Consider the following 21747-nt stretch of genomic DNA (forward strand, 5'->3'; position numbering starts at 1 on the left):
CGGGACAAAGCGGAAGTGTGGCAAGCGGATCGCTCGGGGCGTGGCGATCGCAGCCTGCTCGCTGGACGGGCAAGGCGATCGGCGCTACCTTCCGGAACAAAGAAGCTAGGCAACCTTGAGGGAGAAGGGTGATGACACTGCACGGCGACGCCTTGAAAGACGCCATTGGCCAGACGCGGGCGAAGTGGGGATGGTTTGTCGCGCTTGGGGTGCTGCTGCTTGTCTTCGGCGGCATCGCTTTCGGCAATCTGTTCATCGCAACCGTCGCCTCCGTCTTTGTCGTGGGCTGGCTGATGCTGATGGCCGGCGTTGTCGAGATCATCCATGCCTTTGGCGTGAAGACATGGGGCCGCTTCTTCTATTGGCTGCTCAGCGGCCTCCTCTACGCCGTCGCCGGCTTCTTCGCCTTCGACAATCCGGTCCTCGCCTCGACGGTGCTAACCTTCCTCCTGGCAGTCGCACTCCTTGCTTCAGGCGTGCTCAGGGCCTGGGTCGGCTACAGCCACCGGCCGCAGCCGGGCTGGGGCTGGGTGGTCGCGGCCGGCATCATCAGCGCGCTGGCGGGACTGGTCATCGCCATGGGCTGGCCGGTCAACAGCGTGTGGGTGCTCGGCCTGTTCCTGGCCGTCGACCTGATTTTCCAAGGCTGGACCTTCATTGCCGTCGGCTTGGCGCTGAAAAAGTAGATTCAGAAAGCTATGGCCGCGTCGAGCCCGGAAAGCGGCCTGACGCCGGCGAGCAGTGCCTTCGCCTCAGCCTCATCGCGCTTCATCTGTGCGACCAGCGCATCAAGCCCGTCGAACTTCACCTCCGAACGCAGGTAGCCGAAAAAGGACACGGCACAAATCTCGCCGTAGAGGTCGCCGGAAAAGTCGAACACAAAAGTCTCCAGCAATGGTGCGCCATTGTCGTCGACCGTCGGCCGGCGGCCGAAGCTGGCGACGCCATCATGAAGCGAGCCGTCGGCGCGGCGGAAGCGGACTGCATAAATTCCGTCCTTCAGGGTGGCTTCCGGCGAAAGCCTCATGTTTGCGGTCGGAAAGCCGAGTGTCTGGCCGAGCTGCTGGCCGCCGATCACCTCCGCCTCGACGGTGAAACGGTAGCCGAGCAGGCCGGCGGCCTCGGCCACATTGCCCTCGCACAGCAGCGTGCGAATGCGGCTCGACGACACCACCTCGGCGCTTTCGTCGCGGAAGGCATCGACCAGCGTGACGCCGAAGCCGTGGCGCTCGCCGGCCGCCATCAGATAGGCCGGGCCGCCTTGGCGGTCCTTGCCGAAATGGAAATCGAAGCCGGTGACGGCGTGGCTTATGCCGAGGTTGCGCTCGAGCACGCCGGTGACGAAAGCCTCCGCCGACAAGGAGGCGAACTCGCGTGTGAACGGCTGCTCGACCAGCGCCGCAAAGCCCAGATGCGACAGCAGCCGCGCCTTCATCGGCGGTGGCGTCAACACGAACAGCGGCATGTCCGGCCTGAACACTTTTCGCGGATGCGGCACGAAGGTCAGCACCAGGGCAGGTACGCCGCGACGCTCCGCTTCGGCGCGCGCGCGTTCGAGCACCGCCTGATGGCCGCGGTGGACGCCGTCGAAATTGCCGATCGCCACCACGCCGCCACGCAGATGGGCCGGCAGCGGTGCGGTTGCGGAAATGCGTTCGAACATTGCCGTCATAGCTTGAACCTATTGCAGTCTGGGCCTGAACTTATTGCAGTCTGGGAATCACCGCGACCGGCCTGTAGCCGTATTTTTCGAGAAAGGCCGCGAGCCTGGCCGGGTCTGGCTGCAGCGCTTCACCGTAATCGCGGGCATGGATGCCGCCCGATACGTAGAGCACGTCGAAGCCATTGTCGGCCGCGCCCTTGATGTCGGTCATCATGCCGTCGCCGATGGCCAGAACTTGCGAACGCTCGACCGTGCGGCCGAGAATGACGGCGATCTCTTTCATGGCGACCTCATAGACCGGCGCATAAGGTTTCCCGGCGATCAGGGTGCGCCCGCCAAGCTGCGCGTATTCGCGGGCCAAAGCCCCTGCGCACCAGATCATACGTTCGCCGCGCTCGACGACGATGTCGGGATTGGCGCAGATGAAGGGCAGGTTCCTGGCACGCAGCCGCCGCAGAAGATCGGCATAATCTTCCGGCTTCTCCACCTCGTCATTGAACAAGCCGGTGCAGACCACGCCGGATGCTTCGAACTCCTCGACAAGCTCGACGTCGAGACCATCATAGAGCGTGAAATCTCGATCGGCGCCTATGTGGAAGATCTTTCGCGGCCCTTCGGCGATCAGGTCGCGGGTCACGTCGCCAGACGTCACGACACGATCGTAGGCGGCGGAAGGAACACCGATGGCGTTCATCTGCGCCACCACGTCGGCGCTGCGGCGCGGCGAATTGGTGATCAGCACCACAGGTATTTTCGCCGCGCGAGCAGCGATCAGCGCGGCAGCCGCCGCGGGGAAATGCCATTCGCCATTGTGCACCACGCCCCAGACATCGCACAGGATGGCTGAATAGGCTCCCGACAGGTCTGCGAGCGAACCGATGATGTCGGGCGAATCCGCCATGCCGTTGTCCCTGTACCATGATGCTTGCAAGCGCCGCGACCGACGGTCCGTAGCGGCCGGCCCGGATTAACCGAAGCGCTTCGCTCTGTCACCAGCTTTCGTTGTGCCCGCCAGATTGCCGCCCGGGGCGCCGGCGGGGAAGTGATGGCGAAAGCTTTTCTTTTCCAGCGCCTTATCCGCTTTTAGGGACTTTGCCGCGGAGAGCGCGGAGCGGCATTGCCGATTGCGGACGTGTGGTTAACGGGGATTGAAAAACCGTACCGACCTTGGACGTATTTTAGCAATCGGAAATTTAATAATGCGTGGCATCGTCCGGGAAAAATAAGGCGGGGCGGGAATGCTGAAGGCAATAATCGGAAAATTCCGACACGACAAACGTGGCAACTACTCCTTAATGACTGCAATCACCATTGTGCCGCTGATGGCCGGTCTGGCGCTCAGTGTCGATTACGGGGAGTTGCTGCGCCAAAAGCACGAAACGCTGAACGCACTTGATGCGGCCGGCCTCGCCGCCGCCCAGGAGATCGTCGCCGGCGCCAGCGACGACGACGTCAAGGCCTACGCCAAGACATTTTTCGAAACCAATCTCGCACGTATCGACCCGGCGAACACAGCGCTGACCGTCACGCTGCCCAACAACAATGCCGGCGGCGGCACCTTGAAGCTCTGCGCCAGCCTCACCTTCCACCCTTATTTTCTCCCGGCCGCCAGCCTGCTGATCGGCGGCACGGCAAGCGACACGACCTTCACCGAATGTTCGGAACTCCGCCTCAAGAACACCCTCGAAGTCGCGCTTGTGCTGGATAATTCCGGCTCGATGAGCGATCTCGGCTCCGGCACCGGCGAAAAGCGAATAGACCTGCTGAAGTCGGCCGCCAAGCAGCTTGTCGATACGCTGGCGCTTCAGGCGCAGCAGATGAAGCAGATCACCAAACCGGTGCAATTTTCGCTCGTGCCGTTTGCGGCCTCGGTCAATATCGGCCCTACCCACGATCAAGACGGCTGGATGGATCAGGACGGCATCTCGCCGATCCAGCATGAGGATTTCGACTGGACGACGATGAGTGCCGCCAACAATCCGGACAAATATGCCGAGAAGCTCAATGGCATCTGGTACAAGCGCGGCACCGGCTGGGGCGAGACCAAGGACCAGCCGCTGACCCGTTTCAGCCTCTACGCCGACATGACGGTCGAATCGGGCCGCGAAGAGGTACCCAATTCGAAGCAATATGTCTGCGACACATACAAGAAGAACGGCACCTGCCAGTACGGCCATTGGAGCGCACCGGAATATATCTATACGACGAGCCGCTATGCGAGCTGGCAAGGTTGCGTCGAGGCACGGCCATATCCCTACAATGTCGACGACACCACGCCCGACACAGCCGCGCCGGCCACGCTTTTCGTGCCGATGTTTGCCCCGGATGAGGCTGGCACTCTGTGGCTCGATTTCAACCGTGACGGCATCAACGACGTCATCAGCACGTCTTACAATTACGGCAACAACTGGTGGGCCGATTGGCCCTATGTCCCCGGTCCCACCGCTTCGCAGCGACAGTCTGACATGCGCAAATATTTCCTGGTAAAACCGTACGGTTCGCAATCCGCAGCCGCGGGCGATGGGCCGAATTCCTCCTGCACCACCAACCCGATCACGCCGTTGAAGGACGTCAGCCAGGACGCAGAGAAGCAGGAGATCAAGGATGCCATCGACGCCATGGCGCCGAACGGCAACACCAACGTGCCGGAGGGCATTGCCTGGGGCTGGCGAACGGTATCGAGCAACCCACCGTTCACCGATGGCCGGCCGAACAGCGAGAGGGGCAACGACAAGGTGGTCGTGGTGCTGACCGACGGAGCCAATACCTATAGCGCCGTCAGCGACGGCAGCTATGCCAACAACAGGTCGACCTACGCCGCCTACGGCTACACTGGCCTGACCTATCCGGGATCTGGAAGCGTGACCCGCCTGTTCATGAATACCAGCACCGATATCGGCAAGACCACCTATACCGGTGTCAACTACACGGCAGCACTCGACGAGCAGATGAAAACGCTCTGCGCCAATGCAAAGAATTCGAACATTCTGGTGATGACGGTGGCGCTCGACCTGTCGCCCACAGATACTGGCGACAAGAAGGCGATCGATGCGCTGAAGGCGTGTTCCTCGGATTCGCGCTTCCGCAAGGATCCGGCCGACCCGAGCAAGCCGGCCAAGTTGTTCTGGAATGCGACGGGCGCGACGCTGTCCGACAATTTTAAGGAAATCGCCAACGAATTGTCGAACCTGCGCATCGTCGGCTGAAGGCGATGGGATTAGCGACGTAAAGGCAGAGGGGCGCAGCGCGCTGGCGCAAAGGCTCCTGCCCTCATGCCCTTGCGGGTGGGGAAAGCATGTGGTGAGTGTCCCCATCCGGAGATACGCTCTTGCCTGAACCCGCCAACCATCTCGCCTTCGCGCTGGTCTGCCTCGGCATGGTGCTGACGCCCGGCCCGAACATGATCCATCTGATTTCGCGCTCGCTGTCGCAAGGGCCGAAGGCCGGGCTGATCTCGCTGGGGGGCGTGGCGCTCGGTTTTTTATTCTACGTGCTGTCAGCGGCGTTCGGCATCACCGCGCTGCTGCTCGCCGTGCCCTTCGCCTATGACGTGCTGCGCCTTGCCGGCGCGCTCTATCTGCTGTGGCTTGCCTGGCAAGCGGTGAAGCCGGGCGGGCGCTCGCCCTTCCAGATCCGCGAATGCCTAAGGACAGGCCGCGCAAGCTGTTCGCCATGGGCCTGATGACCAACCTGCTCAACCCGAAGGTGGCAGTGCTCTATCTGTCGCTGCTGCCGCAGTTCATCAGCCCCGGCAAGGGCCACGTGCTGTCGCAGCTTCTGGTGCTCGGTGCCACGCAGGTCGCCATCAGCCTGACCGTCAACGCCATCATCGCGGTGACGGCCGGCTCGATCGCCATCTTCCTCGCCGGGCGGCCGCTATGGCTGGTGATCCAGCGCTGGATGATGGGCACGGTGCTGACCGCGCTGGCCGTCAAGATGGCAACCGATGCGCAACGCTGATCGGGCCTACATCGGCCGTCTGACCTGCTGTGCCCGCTCCGGTTCGACCACCCTGCGGTAGAGATGCCAGGTCGCGTGGCCAAGGACGGGCATGACGACGGCAAGCCCGGCAAATAGCGGGATCGAGCCGATGACCAGGAGCACGGCGACCATCAGGCCCCACAGCGCCATCTGCAGCGGGTTTGTCATAACTGCGCGCGCCGACGTCTCGACTGCTGAGACCGCGCCGACATCGCGGTCGAGCAGCAGCGGAAAGGCGACGACAGTCGTCGCCAGCACGATCGCGGCGAAGGCGAACCCGGCCAGGTTGCCGAGCAGGATCAGTGTCCAGCCCTTGCTGGTCGTCAGCACCTCGCGAATAAAGCCGACGATAGAGGTCGGAGGCTGATTGCCGTACAGGCTGGTGTAGATCGATTGCGCGGTGAACAGCCAGAGCAGGAACAGTACCAGCAGCATGATGCCGATGACCGCAATCGCGGGCAGCGCCGGCGAGTGGCGCACGTCGAGCGCATGCCACCAGGATGTATCCATGCCGAACTCGCGCCGACGGCTGATTTCGTAAAGGCCGATAGCGGCGAACGGACCGACCAAAGCGAAGCCGGACATCAGCGGATAGATGAGCTGGATGGCATTCGAGCCCGACGTCCACTGCGTCAGGATCAGGCCGACCACCGGATAGATCAGGCACAGGAACACATAATGCGACGGCTTGGCCCAGAAATCCTCTACGCCGAGACGGAGCGCATCGATCAGATCCTCGGTGCTGATGCGGCGCACCGTGGGCTGTACATGCATTCCACGCGCGTCCGCCATGACATGAAAGCCGGCCATAACCTTTCTCCCGTGTGTCGGGGCGGTCACCGCCAGGATGGCCGCCCGCAGCTGCCACTTCAAGAACGGCGATATGATAGCCGATCTCCGCGCGCTTGTCGCCACCACCCGGCGCCGGGGCGCCGGGCGGCTGAACGAACAGATTAGGCCGCGAAGCGATCGATCACCTCGGCCAGCCGCACGTGACCGAGGCAAGCGCCTGACCCGGCCGGCTTTTCACCATCCTCGATGGTCTGCGCAAATCGCACGTCCGGATCGCTTTCGATCCGGCGGCGCAACGCCGCCAGCTTGGGATAAGCTGCGCCGTCGACCGCCTTGTGTAACTCCGCCCAGCGCGCCACGCCGATCAGCGTGGTATCGGCAAGCGTCAGCCGGTCGCCGACCAGGAAATCCGTGTCGAGGATCATCGCCTCGAGCTGGTCATGGCGGTTGGTCACGACCTTGCGGCCAAAGTCACGCAAGGTTGCCAGCAGCACCGGCTCGGCCGATTCCATTTCATATGCGGCCCAGAGCGGGGTGAAAGCGGCGGTGAAGCCGGTGTTCACGAAAGCCATCAGCTGGTGCATCCGGTCGGCTTCCGGCGAGCGAGGCTCAAAGCTGATACGACGTTGCGTATCGCGGGCTTCGAGCCAAGCGGCAATCGCCATGGTCTCGGTGAGCACCCTGCCTTCGTCGGTGATCAACACCGGCGTTTCCTGACGGCCGTTGATGCTGGCATAGGCGTCGTTCTTCATTTCAGTGAGCATGTCGACTCGACACAGGCGGTAGGGCTGTCCGACGCGTTCAAATGCAGCGACGAGCCCCATCGAACTTCCCAGCGGGAAGCCATAAAGGAGGATAGGTTCCATTTCTTTGTCTCTTCCATAATTTAGGGATTACGCTGCGCAGCGAAACTTGACCCTAAACGCTGGTCGCCCCATGTAAATTACGCACTATTCTGTAACCAGGTCCCCCCATGAAAGATGTCGTCTCACGCTGCCCGATCGAAGAGACCATGCGTGTGCTCAGCGGTCGCTGGCCCACCTTGCTGCTCTACTATCTCAAGGACGGCACCAAGCGCTTCAGCGATCTGAGGCGTGACAACCCGACCGTGTCGCACCGCATTCTGGCTCTCGAACTGCGCAAGCTGGAGGACGCCGGGATTGTGCGGCGAAGGGCGCATGCCGGCTATCCGCTACGCGTGGATTACGACCTCACGACGCCCGGTCTCAAGCTTGTGCCGCTCATCGAGGCCTTGGGCAGATGGTGGAAACATACCGGGGACGACCGGGTCGGCCAGGCTCCACCGATGCCGGAAACGAGGCGAGACACAGCGGCCTAGCCGATCGTGAAAATCTGACGCTTGCTATCCGAGGCTGGACAACCGCTTTGAATAGGATCCGGCCGAATATCGGAATGCACGGACAGCGCCAGAAGCTGTCATTGCCGAGCAGATACTCTAACGTCGCGTTTGGGCCGGAAGCGGAGATCCGCTTTCGGGATGATTGGGCCAAAAAGCTGACCTTCGCGTCCAGCATAGCGTGGGCTGGTTTGCGCCACTTGCGGACCTTTGCCAATGATGCCGCGAAGGTCGCGTCTCGGACCCGTTGCTGCCCTTCGGTCACAGCTTGGGGCATATCAAAGGTGTGAACACGACAGACAAGCCAGTCGCGGAAATTGGCAACCGGGATGTCTGAACCGAAGGCGCTACCCCAGCCGGCGAACCGCTCGGTATTCGCGCGAGACGCTGAAAAAAACAGCTGTGACCACGAACGCGGCCGGCTGCTGCGGCTGAAGGGACGAGGCGTCGCGATCTGCGGCCCCCTCAGCCGGTCGACTTCTTGAAGTTGGCGAGGGCCTTGTCCCAGTTCACCACGCGCCACCATTCCTTGAGGTAGTCGGCGCGGCGGTTCTGATACTTGAGGTAATAGGCGTGTTCCCAGACGTCGACGCCAATCACCGGACGCGCCCCTAGCTCGAGCGGCGTGTCCTGGTTGGCTGTGCTGACGATGTCGAGCTTCTTGTCCTTGTTCACGACAAGCCATACCCAGCCGGAGCCAAAGCGGCCAAGGCCAACCGCCGTGAGCTTTTCGGTCAGGCCCGCATAGCTGCCGAAGGTGCTGCTTATGGCGGCGTTGAGGTCGCCACCGGGCTGGTTGGGGCCCCCGGGAGTCATCAGCTCCCAGAAGTGAGTGTGATTCCAATGTCCCCCAAGATTGTTGCGCACGCCTTCCGGGACCTTGCCCAGATCTGCCAGAATTGCCTCCATCGGCGTGCTGGCGAGCTCGGGCCAAAGCGGCACGAGTTGATTGCAGGCATTCACATAAGCGGCGTGATGGCGGTCGTGATGGATCATCATCGTGGTCGCGTCGATGTGCGGCTCTAATGCGTTGTTCGCGTAGCCGAGCGGTGGGAGCTTGAAGGGTTGGGTCTCCTGCGCAAAGGCCGCGGCGCCCAACAGGGTTGTGTTGGCTGCCGCGGCCGATGCTCCTGCGAGAAATAGAAGACTCTGACGCCTGTTCATGGTGTAGCTCCGGGTGAAAGTGGAACGCCAATGCTGCATGCTGTTCGTTTACGAGGTGTCGCGACTCCAAGCATCGCTTCGCGAAATTCCCTGAGGGTTAGCCATTGTTCCGATCAGTGTTGAACGAGATAGGTTTCAATCCTGCCGACACCTGCCAGTTCTACATTACAGCGCGGTTCGAGCTTCCAGGAGGTGTGCAGGGCCTGCTTGGTTGCCTCCGAAATCTGCATGCGGTCGGCCACGCCCTGGGACTCGAGCCGGCTTGCAATATTCACGGTTTCGCCCCAGACGTCGTAGACGAACCGATGCCGGCCGATCAGGCCCGCGATCACCGGTCCCGTGTGCACGCCAATGCGGATCCGAAAACCATCGTTGCCCCACGCTAAGGGCTTCAACGCGTCCAGCATGGATTTCCCCAGTGCCACGATCCTGTCGGCATGGTCAGCTGCCGGTTCCGGAACACCGCCCGCAGCCATATAGGCGTCTCCGATGGTCTTGATTTTCTCCACGGCATGCTTCTCCGCCAAGACGTCGAACGTGCTGAATAGCCCGTCGAGGCGTTTGATCAGGTCCGACGGCGGCAACCTTGCCGCTATGCTCGAGAAACCGACAATATCGGCAAAAAGAATGGTCACTTCATCGAACCGGTCGGCAATGAACTCTTCGCCCCGTTGCAGCCGTGCCACGATCTGACCGGGCAGGATCGCATGGAGAAGCGAGTCAGCCCGCCGCTTCTCCGCCTCGATCCGCTGAAGATACTGGTGCTCGCGGTCGAGCCAACGTTTCTTCTCCAAACTCGAGTTGATCCGGGCGCGCAGCAGGACCGGATTGAAAGGTTTAGGCAAGTAGTCGTCGGCCCCCGCCTCGATGCAGCGGACCACCGCGTCCACTTCGTCCAACCCCGATATCATGATGACAGGGATATGCCGCCATCGGCGCTCCGCTTTCAATCGCGAGAGCACCTCGATGCCGTTCATGTCCGGCATTAGGACGTCCAGCAGAACTAGGTCGAACTCGTGTTCCGCGAGGTGAGTCAGCGCCGACGGACCGGACTCGGCAGTGACTACCTGATGACCGTCACGTTGCAAGCGGCGCGAGAGGAGACCGCGGTTGCTGGTGATGTCGTCGACGACAAGTATGCGGCCACCGTGACCGGAGCTTGCGTCGTGCTCTGCCTTGATCAGTGCCCGTTCGAGCCCTGCCACATCGATCTCAGCCTGATCCGTGGTCCGCGGTTCCTCGCTGTCGGGTGCGCGCGAGAGGCCGGCAATCGCATCGACATGCGCCAGCAACTCAGCTGCCGCGGCGAGCATCACCCTGACATCCTCTTCCAGCGCGTATTCGTGCAATTCTTCGGCTTCTTCACGAATCATTTCGGAATAGCCGATGATGGCGTTGAGCGGCGTTCGCAAGTCGTGGCGCAGTTTCGCCTCGATCTCGACCCCTGCCCGGTTCTGATTGTCCGCTTTGCCGTGGATCAAGCTGTCGATCAGGCTACTCAATTCGCAAGCAGCGGCGCCAACCTTCTCTAGATCCGGTCTCATGTGGGCCAGACCGAGGTCCTGCACCTGCTCGGTTAGCAGCTCCTGAAATCCTGAGATTGCCCGCGCCGGTCCGGCGAGCTGTTGCGCCAGATGGACGGCGATCGCATGGCGTTGGAACTTGTTCTTAGCAGGCATATTTTCAAACCGTCGGTCCGCGCCTCATCGATTCGCGGCAAGCAATTGTTCAATTTTCTGGACAAGTCGCGACAGGTCCACCGGCTTGCTATCGTAGTCATCGCAGCCTGCCTCGAGTGCCATTTCGCGATCGTTGGCCATCGCGTGCGCAGAAAGCGCAATGATCGGGATCCCGGAGGTGGCCGGATCAGCCTTGATCCGCCGGGTCGCCTCCCACCCGTCCATGACCGGCAAGCTCATATCCATGAGGATGAGATCGGGCCTTTCCGAAACGGTGAGTTCCACGCCGGACTGTCCGTTTTCCGCAATGAGGACTTCGAACCCACGCCGTGACAACCGCCGCAAAAGCATGTCGCGGTTCAATTCGTTGTCTTCTACCAGAAGGATCCTCGTCATCTTTAGCTTCCTTCAGCCATGGGGGCGGTTCCGCGATCGGCAAGGCTGGCACCTGTCGACCCAAGTGGGAAGATCTGGCGCTCGAGGGCCTCGACCAACTGAGACCGACTATTTGCGCCCTTGATTACAACCGCGACCGCCCTGTCGCGAAGCCACTTGAGCTCGTCCGCCGATAAATCCTTGGAAGTCACGACGACGACCGGAATGTTCTGAAGCTCGGGCACCTGCTGCATCTCGTTCAGGGTCTGGAACCCGTCCATTTCGGGCATCAGCAGATCAAGCAGGACCAGACGCGGTAACAACCGCTTCATCAGCTTGAGGCCGCGCAGGCCATCGCTTGCCTCGTGAACCCGCCAATCCTTCTTGATCAGGATACGCCGAAGGAAGTCGCGGGAGGCTTGATCGTCGTCAATAACAAGCACATCGCGGTTGCCGCCGCCGCAAGCCTCTATTGTTCGTATAAGCTTCTGGGTGTCGATCGGCTTCGTGAGGTATTCGACCGCACCGAGTGAGAGGCCGAGTTCGCGATCTGCAAGTATCGTCGCAAGGATTACCGGAATCTCGCAGAGCTCCTTATCGCCCTTCAGTGAGCGCAGCACTGACCAGCCGTCCTGATGCGGCATGATGATGTCGAGAACGATTGCGGCCGGGCGATGCGCTCGCGCCGCGGCTATGCCTTCCTCGCCGCTTGCTGCTTCGATTGATGCCAGTCCCGCCTCAGCCAAGGACCTGGCGATGAGAGTTCGGGCGGCTGGTTCGTCATCTATGATCAGAACCGCCTGCTCCGAGGGCCTCGACGACAGCGGCTCAGCGGGTTTCTGCTCGCCAGGTTCTTCGTCGCACTCGGCTGGAATCTCCATTGTGAAAGTCGAGCCTTTTCCGAACTCGCTTTTAACGGTTACAACGCCTCCGATCATGCGGCAGAAACTCCGGGTTATGCTGAGGCCCAATCCCGTCCCGCCGTAGTTGCGAGTGGTGGAGGCGTCTGCCTGCGTAAAAGCATCAAAGAGCCGTTCTTGCTGCTTTGGCGTCATCCCGATCCCGGTGTCGGACACTGTGAATATCAGCCAGTCGCCGTCCGATCTCCTCTCGCGTCGAATCGCCAGTGTTACACGGCCCCCCTCGGTGAACTTGGCTGCGTTACTGAGGAGATTGAAGAGGTTCTGACGCAACTTCGTCTGGTCCGAATGCATCTTCCCGAGGTCGCCCGCGAGGTCCATAACGAAACTGTTTCGGTTTTTCGCCATCAGTGGCGCGACTGTGGCCTGGACATCGCGCAACAAGTCGGCGACGTCGAAAGTCTCGAGGAAATTTGCCATCTTATTTGCCTCGATCTTCGACAGATCGAGGATGTCGTTGATGAGCGCGAGGAGATGGCGGCCGGCCCCGGCGATCTTTTCCACATCTGGCACGAACTCATTCATTTGCTGGTCGCTCGCCTCTTCGATCAGCATCTCGCTGTAGCCAATGATCGCGTTCAGTGGAGTGCGCAGCTCGTGGCTCATGGACGCGAGGAAGCTGCTCTTGGCCTCATTTGCCGCTTCAGCATGACTCTTGGCCCGCTCGAGTTCGACCTCTCTCTGCTTCAGTTCCGTGATGTCGGTGTAAACGGCGACGGTCCCGCCGTCAGGGGTCTTTCGTTTGCTGACGCGGACCCAGCGTTCTCCGAAGCGACCCTCGTGGACGAAGCCTGCCGGATCCTTCTGGATGCGCAGCCTCTTCGCAATCCATTCCTCCGGCGACGCGCCCTCAAGGTCGACGTGCCCGCTCGCCAAGCGTCTTTTCAGAATATCCTGAAGGCTTTGCCCCGGCAGAGTAGCTCGGTCATTGTCGGGAAAGATTTCGCAGTATTTGCTGTTGGCAAGAAGGACCTTGTCCTCCGAATCGAACAGGACAAATCCGTCAGAAATCGCCTCGAGTGCCGCTCCGATCGTCCGTCTTTGCCGCTCCGCCTCATCCTCCAGTCGTTGCTTTGCAATTGCGCTCGCCCGGAAAAGCCGAAGCGTCCGCGCCATCGCGCCGAGCTCGTCCCCTCCCTCTGCCTGTATTTCGACGTCGTAGCGTCCTTCCGTCAGATTTCCGATTACCCGGTTCAGCCGCCGCAACGGTCCGACGATCGAGCGAAGAACAAGGATGGTGAGAAGTGACCCGATCATCACCACGATGGCCACCAGAACGGCAGCAGTAGTCGCCGTTTTCTGGGTTTCCGTTACGACCTCGTTGCGAGCGGCTTCTGCCTCGGCGCTCGCTCGGTCGACGAGTTTGTTAAGCGCAGCATCCACGTTTGCGCTGTGGGTGCGCGCCTCGGCGAGGAGAGTGTTGCCGATGATGCGGTTGTCTTGAGTATAGCTGTCTGCCGCCTCCAGCGCTGTTTTGACATAGGCATCCATCTCAACGCGGATTTCCCTGACCGCATCCGGTGATGATTTCGAAAGGCGGTCCAGATGTGCCAGTAGTCGCTCGCGCGCCTGCTCGGCATTACGCTGGGAATTCATCAACAAGCTAACCGACAGATCAGTCAGCCAGTATCGCAATTCGCCGAATGTTGCGTGCGCCGCAGCCGCAGTGGACGCGGCGTCGAAAAATGCTTTGGTCTCCGCAGTTCGATCTGCACTGCGATAAAGTGCCTGTGTGAGAAAGATTGACGATACGATAAGGCTGATAGGGCCGGCCGCTGTCAGCGCAGCTATGCGGGCCGAAATCGGTAGATGGGCAAAGGGACGCGCAAAGGGCCTCGCCGGCGCCGATACCGTTTCCACGCGGTGCGGTGATTGTTCCAAAGCGCTCATTTGAACAAGACGATGCTTATCGCGCCTCCCAGATCGCCCGCTTTGCCGCCCTCCTTTGGGTATCCTGTCACGTCGATCTCGCCCTTCGGCTCGCCGTGGCAGGAAAGACACGAGCCAGTATAGTATTCGGGCAGCAGCATTCTAAATGCAGGGCGCCCATCCGCCTCGGTGACTTCCGTGTAGGCTTCTCCCTTTGCTCTCTGCGGATCCAGCAAGACGCTTTCGATGATCCGTGCTTCCCATGCGTCCGGAAGCGATTTGCGGTTGCGCACGAGTTGCTCTGGCGCGGTCACGCGCACCCGAGCTTCGTTGCCGGCCTTGGCAGCGAACTTGTCATTCATCAGACGCGCAAACACCGCTGGCACGAAGCCTTTGAAAGCGGTTCCCGCGCGGTTGATGTTATCTTGCTGTTCGTCCACCACCTCTCGCATCGCCTCAATCTGGGCCTCAAGCAGACGCCGGTCGCGCTCGGTCAATCCGCCCGAAAGCGGGTCGTGGCCGGTGTGTTTTGAGTATGCGGCGATGGCTTCTCTCGTAATGCGCTCACCGTCGAGGTGCTTGTCGCCAAGAGCAGGATCATTGATGAGCGTCTGATAGTTCGAGATGATGTTTCGCCCCGCACGGAGCAATTCCGCGAGTCGCGCTCCCGTCACGACATCCTCGGTAACTCCCGCTCCGATGGCAGACGACACGACGAGTGCGCAGCCGACAAGAACAGCGGCAATGAAAGTCCGGGTCAACGTTGACATGGCGGACATTTCCGTTCCCTTCAAGGACGGCCTTTAGGGTATATTAGCATAACACGATAAAAGGCGGGGACCCAGCGGCAAACTTTGCTGGTTCCGCAACGAACAGTCTGGGCGACTTGCGACCCGCGAGCTCGGCCCTTTTTGTTGCGCTGTGGGTCGGCTTGGGCGAGATTCTAATCGCCTGCCCGGCAAAAGCCATGATCACCGCTATGTCAGGCGGGCATGACCGTTGCGAGAATTAAAAATTATGAAGGCAAACCAAGCCTGAACAGGCGCATGCTGCTCAGAGCTGCCGGCCTTGGTGCCCTTGCCGGGCTCGCCGCCTGCGCAACCGCCGTGCTGCCCACCGGCGAAGGCGCCGGTGTCTCTGCTTCCGCGGCCGGCACCCTGAGCGGCATTCGGGCCTCAGCCGGTCTTGGACCGCTTGTCGCCGACCCTCGTCTCGAACAGGCGGCCTTGCAGCAGGCCGGCTACATGGCGCGCCGCGGCCGCATGAATCACACCACCGGCTGGGGCAAGGACTTTGCCTCGCGCGTCAAAGACAATGGCATTGCCGGCGCCGCCGCCGAGAACATCGCCGAAGGCCGCTTCGACCAGCAGAAGCTGTTCGATATCTGGGTGCATTCGCCAGGCCACCGCCGCAACATGCTAGACCCGCGCTTCACCCGCTTCGGCCTCGCCTATGTACGCGACGGCCGCGACAACACGCTTCGCTACTGGTGCCTTGTGCTCGGTAGATAGCACGGTTTCGCCTTTGGTCGGCGGAGTCCGTGCCGGATGATCGAGCCGTCAGTTTTTGCGGCCGCCGAGCAACTCCTCGATGTCCTGCGCACAAACCGGTCTGCTGAAATGATAGCCTTGCATTTCGTCGCAATTGTTCCTGCGCAGGAAGGCCACCTGATCATCTGTCTCAACGCCCTCGGCGATGACCCTCAGGTTGAGATTTTGCCCCAATGAAATCACCGCGCTGGCCACAGCCTGGTCGTTCTCGTCGGCGGCGAGGTCCTTGATGAAGGACTTGTCGATCTTCAGCCGCGCCACGGGAAAGGTTTTGAGTGCGCTGAGGCTGGAATAGCCTGTGCCGAAATCATCGATCGAGATCTGGACACCCAGGCTTTGCAGGGCGTTCATGGTCGCGACGGCGAGCTCGATATCCTGCATGATAAGGCTCTCGGTCACCTCCAGCTCGAGATACCTGGCCTCCAGGCCGCTGTCCTTCAGCGCGCTGACGATGCGATCGATCAGGTTGCGCTCCCTGAATTGCCGCGCCGACACATTCACGCAAACGGTCAAGGGCGGCAGCCCGGCGTCTTGCCAGGCTTTGTTCTGCCGGCACGCCTCATGCAGAACCCAGTCGCCGATCGGTACGATCAGGCCTGTCTCCTCGGCGGTCGGGATGAACATCGTCGGCATTATCGTGCCAAGCGTTGGATGGTTCCAGCGTATCAGCGCCTCGACCGCAAAAATCCGACCTGACCGAAGGTCCACTTGCGGTTGGTAGAGCAGAGTGAATTCCGAACGCGCCAAGGCGTTTCGCAACTCTTCCTGAAGCACGAATTTTTCATGCGCCCGGGTATTGAACTCCGGAGCGTAAAACTGGAAATTGTCGCGGCCGAACTCCTTGGCGCGATACATGGCCGCATCGGCATTTGCCAGCAGCGTATCGGGATCAGTCCCATCCTTCGGATAGTTGGCAATGCCTATGCTGGCCGTCGCCCGCACAAGATGCGCTCCGAGCCGAACCGGTTCGGCGAGTGCCGACCTGAGCTTTTGCAAGGTCTCGGAAACGAGATCGACGTTCGCCGGCTGGTCGAAAAGCACGATGACGAATTCGTCGCCGCCAAGCCGCACGACGGTATCGGTTGCCCTCACGCAGTCGACCATGCGACTTGCGACGATCTTCAGAAGCTCGTCTCCGGCATTGTGGCCGAGCGTGTCGTTGACAAATTTGAAATTGTCCAGATCGATGAACACCACCGTCACCCAGCGATCGTATCGCTGGGCGTACAGGACCGCCTGCGAAAGCCGATCCTCGAGCAAGGCGCGATTGGGAAGCCCGGTCAGCACGTCATGATTGGCCATGAAGTGGATCCGGTCTTCAGCCTGTTTGCGTTCGATGGCGATCCCGGCGATGCGCGTGGTGAAATCGATCAGGCGGGTCTCGGCCTCGGTCGGTTCGCGCACCGTCATCGAATACATCGCAAAGACGCCAAGCACCGCGCCCTGATGCGACAGGATCGGGGTCGACCAGCACGAACGCAAACCGTGCGGCCGCGCGAGTTCGCGATAATCCTGCCAAAGCGGATCCTGCATGATGTCAGCGACAATCACCGGCTCGTGCCGATAGACCGCCGTTCCGCAAGACCCGGCCCGAGGGCCGACCGCGGCGCCGTCGACGGCGTCGGTGTAGTCTTTCGCCAGGCTCGGCGCGGCGGCGTGGCGCAAGTGGCTGCCATCCTTGTCGAGCAGCAAGACCGAACCGAATATCCCCGCCAGTTGGGACTCGACCAGACGCATGAGCCGCTCGAGCACGTCTTCGAGGGGAGCGCTCTTTGCGATCATCTCGAGGATATGCGCCTGCCCATCGCGAAGGATTTCGGCCTGCTTGCGCGCAGTGATGTCGCGGGCAATGCCGACGAGGCCGAAAATGTTGTTTTGAACGTTGCGCAATGGCAGTTTCGTAGACAGGAACCATTTGCCGGTGCCTGACGCATCGACGACGAACTCCTCCTCGTCGATCATCGGTTGTCCGTCGCGCATCAGTTGCTGCTCGACGAAGCGAAATTTCTGCGCAAGATCCGGCGCATGAAGGTCGAAGTCGCTCAGGCCGATCATGTCGCTCGTGCTGTCTCGACCGCTGTCGGACGCAATGGCTCGGTTGGCGACGACGAAGCGGCTTTCGGTGTCCTTCACCCACATGTAGTCAGGCACCAGGTCGATCAGCGTCTGCAAGGAGATACGCTCGTCGACAACCAAGCGGTTGGCGCTGAGCTCGCTGATGTCCTCGTGCGTGGCCACCCAGCCGCCGTCAGGCATCGGTTGATGGCAGACCTGAATTGTCCGGCCATCGGCGAGCTCGGCTGTCCAGTTCCCCGAAGCAGTGCCCGAATTGACTGCCCGGGCCAACGCCAGATAGGCGTCCGCATTCATTGCCGAGGTCCCGACAGCGACGCGCCGCTCGACGATTTCGCGCAGCGCCGCGCCCGGCTGCAATTGCTCCGGCGCAAGGCGATAGATTTCCGCATAGCGCCGGTTGCACAGGATCAGCCGTTCATCGGCGTCAAAAAAGCAGATGCCTTGCGAGATGTTCTCGATCGCGGTCTGGAACCGCAGTGCCTGGTCCTGAAGCGCTGCAATCGTGGCGCGAAGCTCGCGCTCGAGCGCCTCATATGAGGCAGTCGCCAGTTGTGCCAGCGTCGTCAAATTGGCGGATTCGGGCACTTCGGCGGTTTGCCTGGATGATTTCGTGGCCAAACACAGTTCCTCCCGCTGATGCTTGAGGCAAGCAAAGGAGGCTCGCCTTCAACCCAAAAGCGAGTGCATATTGGTCGGGATATACTAATGGCAGGTGAACCGGCTCAATGCCGACCCGACCGGCACAGGCAACGGAAGCCGTGAGCCGGTCGCGGTTGCCGGAGCCGTGAGACTTAGTCCATATGCGCGGCAGGCGCTCCACCGGCGGGCGGCGCAGCCTTTGGCTTGCGCAGCAGGAAAACAAACGGGACGGCAAGCAGTGTCATCATCATCAGCAGCTTGAAGTCATTGACGTAGGAGATCATCATCGCCTGGATATTGACCATGCGATCCATCAGCGACAGCGCCATCGGATCGCCGCCCGCTGCTGCCGGCGACGCCGCCCAGAGGTTGGGATTGAACGGGTTGACATAGGCCGAGAGCTCGGCGTGGTTGATCTGCGTGTTACGCACCAGCAGAACCGTCACCACCGATACGCCGATCGACGAGCCAAGATTGCGCACCAGGCTGAACAACGCCGTGGCATCGGTACGGAAGCGTGCGTCGAGCGTGGCGAAGGCCACGGTGGACAGCGGCACGAACACCATTCCCATTCCAAGGCCCTGGATGACGCCGGAGCTGAGGATAAGCCAGTTGTCCATCTGCGGCGAGAAGCTGGACATCGTATAGAGCGATTGCGCGGTCAGCAGGAAGCCGATGACGACGAGGATCCTGGCATCGATCCTGTGCATGATCCGCCCGACGAACAGCATCGCGATCATCGTGCCGACACCGCGTGGCCCCAGGACGATGCCGATGGTGAGGGTCGGATAGCCGAAGATGGTCGACAGCATTGGCGGCAGCAGCGACATGCTCGCCAAAATGAGCACGCCCATGACAAAGATGAACGCCAGCCCGGTGACGAAATTGCGATCGAGGAAGATCTTCGGGTCGATAAAGGGGTGCTCCGCCGTCAACGTGTGAATGGTGAATACCCAGAAGCCGGTGATGGAAAGACCAAGCTCGATCCATATCTCGATCGAGGAAAACCAGTCGACCTCGCCGCCGCGATCTAGCATCAGTTGCAACGCGCCGACACCGAGCGAGAGCATGGCGAAGCCGAAGAAATCGAAGCTGCGCACCCGCCGGGCAACGCTGGGGAGATATGCGGCCATGCCGAGGAAGGCGATGATGCCGACCGGCAGGTTGATGAAGAACACCCAGCGCCAGTTGAAATTCTCGGTCAGCCAGCCACCCAGCGTCGGGCCAAGGATCGGTCCCAGCATGATGCCGGCGCCCCAGATGGCCATGGCCTGGCCGTGGCGTTCCCTAGGGTTGATGTCGAGCAGGAAGGTCTGCGACAGCGGCACGATGGCCGCGCCGAAGACGCCTTGCATCAGCCGGAAGAGAACGATGGTCTCCAGGCTCCAGGCGATGCCGCACAGCATGGAGAAGACGGTGAAGCCGACCACCGCCGTCAGGAACAGCTCCTTGCGACCGAAGCGGTCGGCAAGCCAGCCGGTCACCGGCGTCATGATCGCGGCGGCAACGATGTAGGAGGTCAGCACCCAGTTGATGTTGTCGGGGGAGGCGCCGAGATCGCCGGTCATGGTCGGCAGCGCGACGTTGGCGATCGTCGTGTCGAGCGCCTGCATGATCGTCGCCAGCATGAGCGCAACTGTGATCAGGCCGCGGTGCGGTACTTCGCGAAAGGGTTCTGGGGTGCTCATGACGTAAAACTTCCAGCAGGTAACAAAAACGTGTACACTAGGTTTCCGGACGGCGAGGCCCTCGCTGCAGAGAGACCCTCATCGCGGTGGGACGCGAGCATCGATGTGGGGGTTACATCGACTGAGCGTCTCGACAAAGCGGGCGCCTGCCGCCCGGAAACCTGAGGACCGAAGATCCTGCGCAACGTTGTCTGGTTTAGCCAGGCCGCAGCGCAGCCCGTCTACGCATTCAACTCTTCCTGCGCCTCCCTCGGACCAATCCTGTCACCTGCATCCATCTCGCTGTTTGCCATGCGGCCGCTGTCAGGCCTCTTTACTTGGCCTCGCCTGCCGTGGCGCGGCGGAAAATGCCCGGCAGCCCGCGGGAAACGCCGGTGTCCACCGTGACGGTCGCGCTCATGCCGGTGCGCAGCGCCATCTTGGCGTCGGCGTCGGTCAACTCCAGGCGGACCGGAATGCGCTGCGTGACCTTGACCCAGTTGCCGGTGGCGTTCTGCGCGGGCAGCAGCGAGAACTCGGCCCCGGTGCCGGCGCCAATCGCCTTGACGGTGGCTTCGAACGTCTTGCCCGGATAGGTGTCGACCACGATTTCGGCCTTTTGGCCCGGATTCATGTTGGTGAGCTGCGTTTCCTTGAAATTGGCGTCGACCCAGGTATCGCCGGTCTCGACCAGCGAAAACAGCGGCGTGCCCGAGCCGACATACTGGCCGACCTTGAACGAAGCGGCCTGGCTGATGATGCCGTCGGCAGGCGCTTTGACTGTTGTCTGGACCAGATCGTAGGCCGCCTTGTTGCGTGCAGCGAGCGCCGCCATCACTGTCGGATGCTTGTCGGTCTCGATGTCGGGATTGCCGCCAAGTGCCGCCTTGGCGCTGACGATCCCTTGCTGGGCCACGGCCAGCTGCTGCTTGGCCTTGTCGAGGTCGTTCTTGGCCTCGTCCAGCGACGACTTGGCGTTGATGCCCTTGCGGGCAAGGTCGGCGGCGCGGTCATACTGCGACTGCGCGTACTGGACCTGGCTTTCGTCGGACTTCTCTTGCGCCAGCGCCTGGCTGTAGGCCGCACGCAGCTGCTCGACATTGAGCCGCGCGCCGGCCACCGCCGCATCGGCCTGGGCCAATGCGATCCGGTAGGGCTCGGGATCAATGGCGAACAACACGTCGCCCTGCTTGACAGACTGGTTGTCGAAAATATCGACCTGAACGATGCGGCCCGCCGTATCGGCGGCTATCGACACCTTGGCCTGCTGCAGATTGGCGTTCTCGGTCTCCTGATAGCGGCCGCCGGTCACCCAGACATAGCTGCCGCCGGCGATCAACGCAGCGGGCAGCACAAACATCAAAAGGAAGCGGCCGGCACGACGCTTCTTCTTCGGCGCCACTGGCGCCGGAGCTACCTGCGGAGCGACCGTTACCGGAGCTGCCGCCGGCTTCGCGGGAGCTTCCATCTCCAGCTTGGCCGCATTCTTATCTACTTTGGCTACCGCGTTCATGCTGCTGCGCCTTCCGTATTCTTCACTTTTTCCGAGGGCGGCGTCTCACCATCCGCAAGATTCTGCACCATTGTCTCCAGCGCCTTGACCAGGACGCGGCGATCTTCCGGCGAAACGCCAACGAGCGATTCCTCATACACCTCGCCGGCAAGGCTCTTGACGTGGGCGTAGGCTGCGTTCGCCTTGGCGGTCGGGAAAATCATGCGCACTCGTCTGTCGGTTGCGTCGGGACGGCGCTCGATCCAGCCGCCCTCCTCCATGCGATCGACAAGGCGCGAGACGCTGATCGGCTCGATTTCGAGAAGCTCGGCAAGCCGCGCCTGCGCGACACCCGCCTCCTTGGCGACACGGACCAGAAGCCGCCATTGCGCCGAAGAAAGGCCGAAACCACTGGCGCGCGCCTCGAAGCGCTTGCGCATCAGGCGCTGCACGTCGTGGATCAAAAAGCCCAATCTGTCGATGCCGTCGGAAACCATGAGCGCCATATATAATAAGCGTGCTC

The 21747-nt window shown here is 61.4% G+C and carries 17 protein-coding genes and 1 pseudogene; 5 read left to right on the plus strand and 13 right to left on the minus strand.

The window, feature by feature from the left end:
• Window positions 1-131: 131 nt before the first annotated feature.
• Window positions 132-686 carry an HdeD family acid-resistance protein gene (locus tag NKH43_RS18650; protein ID WP_023717123.1) on the plus strand — a complete coding sequence of 185 codons (555 nt, stop codon included), beginning with the start codon at window positions 132-134 and terminating at the stop codon, window positions 684-686.
• A gap of 2 nt (window positions 687-688) precedes the next feature.
• Here NKH43_RS18650 and NKH43_RS18655 read toward each other — a convergent pair whose 3' ends face one another.
• Window positions 689-1672 (minus strand): bifunctional riboflavin kinase/FAD synthetase, encoded by a 984-nt coding sequence (locus NKH43_RS18655; protein WP_352859358.1) that lies wholly within the window; start codon window positions 1670-1672, stop codon window positions 689-691.
• 31 nt (window positions 1673-1703) lie between these two features.
• Window positions 1704-2564: a TIGR01459 family HAD-type hydrolase gene (locus NKH43_RS18660; RefSeq protein WP_352859359.1), complete on the minus strand. Its 861-nt coding sequence runs from the start codon at window positions 2562-2564 to the stop codon at window positions 1704-1706.
• A gap of 337 nt (window positions 2565-2901) precedes the next feature.
• On the opposite strand from NKH43_RS18660, the gene NKH43_RS18665 reads away from it, so the two are divergent.
• The gene (locus NKH43_RS18665) at window positions 2902-4869 is read left to right on the plus strand and encodes a pilus assembly protein TadG-related protein (protein ID WP_352859361.1); all 1968 of its coding nucleotides are present in this window, start codon (window positions 2902-2904) and stop codon (window positions 4867-4869) included.
• A 122-nt stretch (window positions 4870-4991) separates the two neighbouring features.
• Window positions 4992-5623 (plus strand): annotated as a pseudogene (locus NKH43_RS18670) (LysE family translocator).
• A gap of 6 nt (window positions 5624-5629) precedes the next feature.
• Here NKH43_RS18670 and NKH43_RS18675 read toward each other — a convergent pair.
• Together NKH43_RS18675 and NKH43_RS18680 are read right to left on the minus strand one after the other, a co-directional pair.
• Window positions 5630-6454, minus strand: a complete 825-nt coding sequence (locus NKH43_RS18675; RefSeq protein WP_352859363.1) for a DUF2189 domain-containing protein — start codon at window positions 6452-6454, stop codon at window positions 5630-5632.
• 143 nt (window positions 6455-6597) lie between these two features.
• Window positions 6598-7302: a glutathione S-transferase family protein gene (locus NKH43_RS18680; RefSeq protein WP_352859364.1), complete on the minus strand. Its 705-nt coding sequence runs from the start codon at window positions 7300-7302 to the stop codon at window positions 6598-6600.
• 107 nt (window positions 7303-7409) lie between these two features.
• On the opposite strand from NKH43_RS18680, the gene NKH43_RS18685 reads away from it, so the two are divergent.
• On the plus strand, window positions 7410-7775 hold the full coding sequence (locus tag NKH43_RS18685; protein ID WP_352859366.1) for a winged helix-turn-helix transcriptional regulator: 366 nt from the start codon (window positions 7410-7412) through the stop codon (window positions 7773-7775).
• A 483-nt stretch (window positions 7776-8258) separates the two neighbouring features.
• Here the strand turns inward: NKH43_RS18685 and NKH43_RS18690 are convergent, their stop codons facing one another.
• The 5 genes from NKH43_RS18690 to NKH43_RS18710 all read right to left on the minus strand — a co-directional run bounded on the left by NKH43_RS18690 (window position 8259) and on the right by NKH43_RS18710 (window position 14579).
• Window positions 8259-8957 carry a superoxide dismutase gene (locus NKH43_RS18690; RefSeq protein WP_084642425.1) on the minus strand — a complete coding sequence of 233 codons (699 nt, stop codon included), beginning with the start codon at window positions 8955-8957 and terminating at the stop codon, window positions 8259-8261.
• Window positions 8958-9070: 113 nt separating this feature from the next.
• On the minus strand, window positions 9071-10636 hold the full coding sequence (locus NKH43_RS18695) for an adenylate/guanylate cyclase domain-containing protein (RefSeq protein WP_352481731.1): 1566 nt from the start codon (window positions 10634-10636) through the stop codon (window positions 9071-9073).
• A 24-nt stretch (window positions 10637-10660) separates the two neighbouring features.
• Window positions 10661-11032 (minus strand): response regulator, encoded by a 372-nt coding sequence (locus NKH43_RS18700; RefSeq protein WP_023717114.1) that lies wholly within the window; start codon window positions 11030-11032, stop codon window positions 10661-10663.
• A gap of 2 nt (window positions 11033-11034) precedes the next feature.
• Window positions 11035-13821: an ATP-binding response regulator gene (locus NKH43_RS18705; RefSeq protein ID WP_352859367.1), complete on the minus strand. Its 2787-nt coding sequence runs from the start codon at window positions 13819-13821 to the stop codon at window positions 11035-11037.
• Window positions 13818-14579 carry a Tll0287-like domain-containing protein gene (locus tag NKH43_RS18710; protein ID WP_352859369.1) on the minus strand — a complete coding sequence of 254 codons (762 nt, stop codon included), beginning with the start codon at window positions 14577-14579 and terminating at the stop codon, window positions 13818-13820. The genes NKH43_RS18705 and NKH43_RS18710 overlap by 4 nt, the downstream gene beginning before the upstream one ends.
• A 213-nt stretch (window positions 14580-14792) precedes the next feature.
• Between NKH43_RS18710 and NKH43_RS18715 the strand changes: the two genes are divergently transcribed.
• Window positions 14793-15311 carry a CAP domain-containing protein gene (locus tag NKH43_RS18715; RefSeq protein WP_352859371.1) on the plus strand — a complete coding sequence of 173 codons (519 nt, stop codon included), beginning with the start codon at window positions 14793-14795 and terminating at the stop codon, window positions 15309-15311.
• 48 nt (window positions 15312-15359) lie between these two features.
• Here the strand turns inward: NKH43_RS18715 and NKH43_RS18720 are convergent, their stop codons facing one another.
• The 4 genes from NKH43_RS18720 to NKH43_RS18735 all read right to left on the minus strand — a co-directional run bounded on the left by NKH43_RS18720 (window position 15360) and on the right by NKH43_RS18735 (window position 21721).
• Window positions 15360-18044 carry an EAL domain-containing protein gene (locus NKH43_RS18720; RefSeq protein ID WP_352859372.1) on the minus strand — a complete coding sequence of 895 codons (2685 nt, stop codon included), beginning with the start codon at window positions 18042-18044 and terminating at the stop codon, window positions 15360-15362.
• Between the two features lie 173 nt (window positions 18045-18217).
• Entirely contained in the window at window positions 18218-19753 is a 1536-nt protein-coding gene (locus NKH43_RS18725) for a DHA2 family efflux MFS transporter permease subunit (RefSeq protein ID WP_023717109.1), read from the minus strand.
• A gap of 313 nt (window positions 19754-20066) precedes the next feature.
• Window positions 20067-21245, minus strand: a complete 1179-nt coding sequence (locus NKH43_RS18730; RefSeq protein WP_023717108.1) for an HlyD family secretion protein — start codon at window positions 21243-21245, stop codon at window positions 20067-20069.
• A complete protein-coding gene (locus NKH43_RS18735) occupies window positions 21242-21721 on the minus strand; it encodes a MarR family winged helix-turn-helix transcriptional regulator (protein WP_023717107.1) in 480 nt (159 codons plus the stop codon). The genes NKH43_RS18730 and NKH43_RS18735 overlap by 4 nt, the downstream gene beginning before the upstream one ends.
• Between the last annotated feature and the right edge of the window lie 26 nt (window positions 21722-21747).

The sequence above is a fragment of the Mesorhizobium sp. M1163 genome, from assembly GCF_040318415.1.
In the GTDB taxonomy this organism is placed as follows: Bacteria; Pseudomonadota; Alphaproteobacteria; order Rhizobiales; family Rhizobiaceae; genus Mesorhizobium.

What these genes read in the sequence shown, in the direction of transcription:
- NKH43_RS18650 (WP_023717123.1), top strand. Translation starts at nt 132, where the DNA reads ATGACACTGCACGGCGACGCCTTGAAAGACGCCATTGGCCAGACGCGG.
- NKH43_RS18655 (WP_352859358.1), bottom strand. Translation starts at nt 1,672, where the DNA reads ATGACGGCAATGTTCGAACGCATTTCCGCAACCGCACCGCTGCCGGCC.
- NKH43_RS18660 (WP_352859359.1), bottom strand. Translation starts at nt 2,564, where the DNA reads ATGGCGGATTCGCCCGACATCATCGGTTCGCTCGCAGACCTGTCGGGA.
- NKH43_RS18665 (WP_352859361.1), top strand. Translation starts at nt 2,902, where the DNA reads ATGCTGAAGGCAATAATCGGAAAATTCCGACACGACAAACGTGGCAAC.
- NKH43_RS18675 (WP_352859363.1), bottom strand. Translation starts at nt 6,454, where the DNA reads ATGGCCGGCTTTCATGTCATGGCGGACGCGCGTGGAATGCATGTACAG.
- NKH43_RS18680 (WP_352859364.1), bottom strand. Translation starts at nt 7,302, where the DNA reads ATGGAACCTATCCTCCTTTATGGCTTCCCGCTGGGAAGTTCGATGGGG.
- NKH43_RS18685 (WP_352859366.1), top strand. Translation starts at nt 7,410, where the DNA reads ATGAAAGATGTCGTCTCACGCTGCCCGATCGAAGAGACCATGCGTGTG.
- NKH43_RS18690 (WP_084642425.1), bottom strand. Translation starts at nt 8,957, where the DNA reads ATGAACAGGCGTCAGAGTCTTCTATTTCTCGCAGGAGCATCGGCCGCG.
- NKH43_RS18695 (WP_352481731.1), bottom strand. Translation starts at nt 10,636, where the DNA reads ATGCCTGCTAAGAACAAGTTCCAACGCCATGCGATCGCCGTCCATCTG.
- NKH43_RS18700 (WP_023717114.1), bottom strand. Translation starts at nt 11,032, where the DNA reads ATGACGAGGATCCTTCTGGTAGAAGACAACGAATTGAACCGCGACATG.
- NKH43_RS18705 (WP_352859367.1), bottom strand. Translation starts at nt 13,821, where the DNA reads ATGAGCGCTTTGGAACAATCACCGCACCGCGTGGAAACGGTATCGGCG.
- NKH43_RS18710 (WP_352859369.1), bottom strand. Translation starts at nt 14,579, where the DNA reads ATGTCCGCCATGTCAACGTTGACCCGGACTTTCATTGCCGCTGTTCTT.
- NKH43_RS18715 (WP_352859371.1), top strand. Translation starts at nt 14,793, where the DNA reads ATGACCGTTGCGAGAATTAAAAATTATGAAGGCAAACCAAGCCTGAAC.
- NKH43_RS18725 (WP_023717109.1), bottom strand. Translation starts at nt 19,753, where the DNA reads ATGAGCACCCCAGAACCCTTTCGCGAAGTACCGCACCGCGGCCTGATC.
- NKH43_RS18730 (WP_023717108.1), bottom strand. Translation starts at nt 21,245, where the DNA reads ATGAACGCGGTAGCCAAAGTAGATAAGAATGCGGCCAAGCTGGAGATG.
- NKH43_RS18735 (WP_023717107.1), bottom strand. Translation starts at nt 21,721, where the DNA reads ATGGTTTCCGACGGCATCGACAGATTGGGCTTTTTGATCCACGACGTG.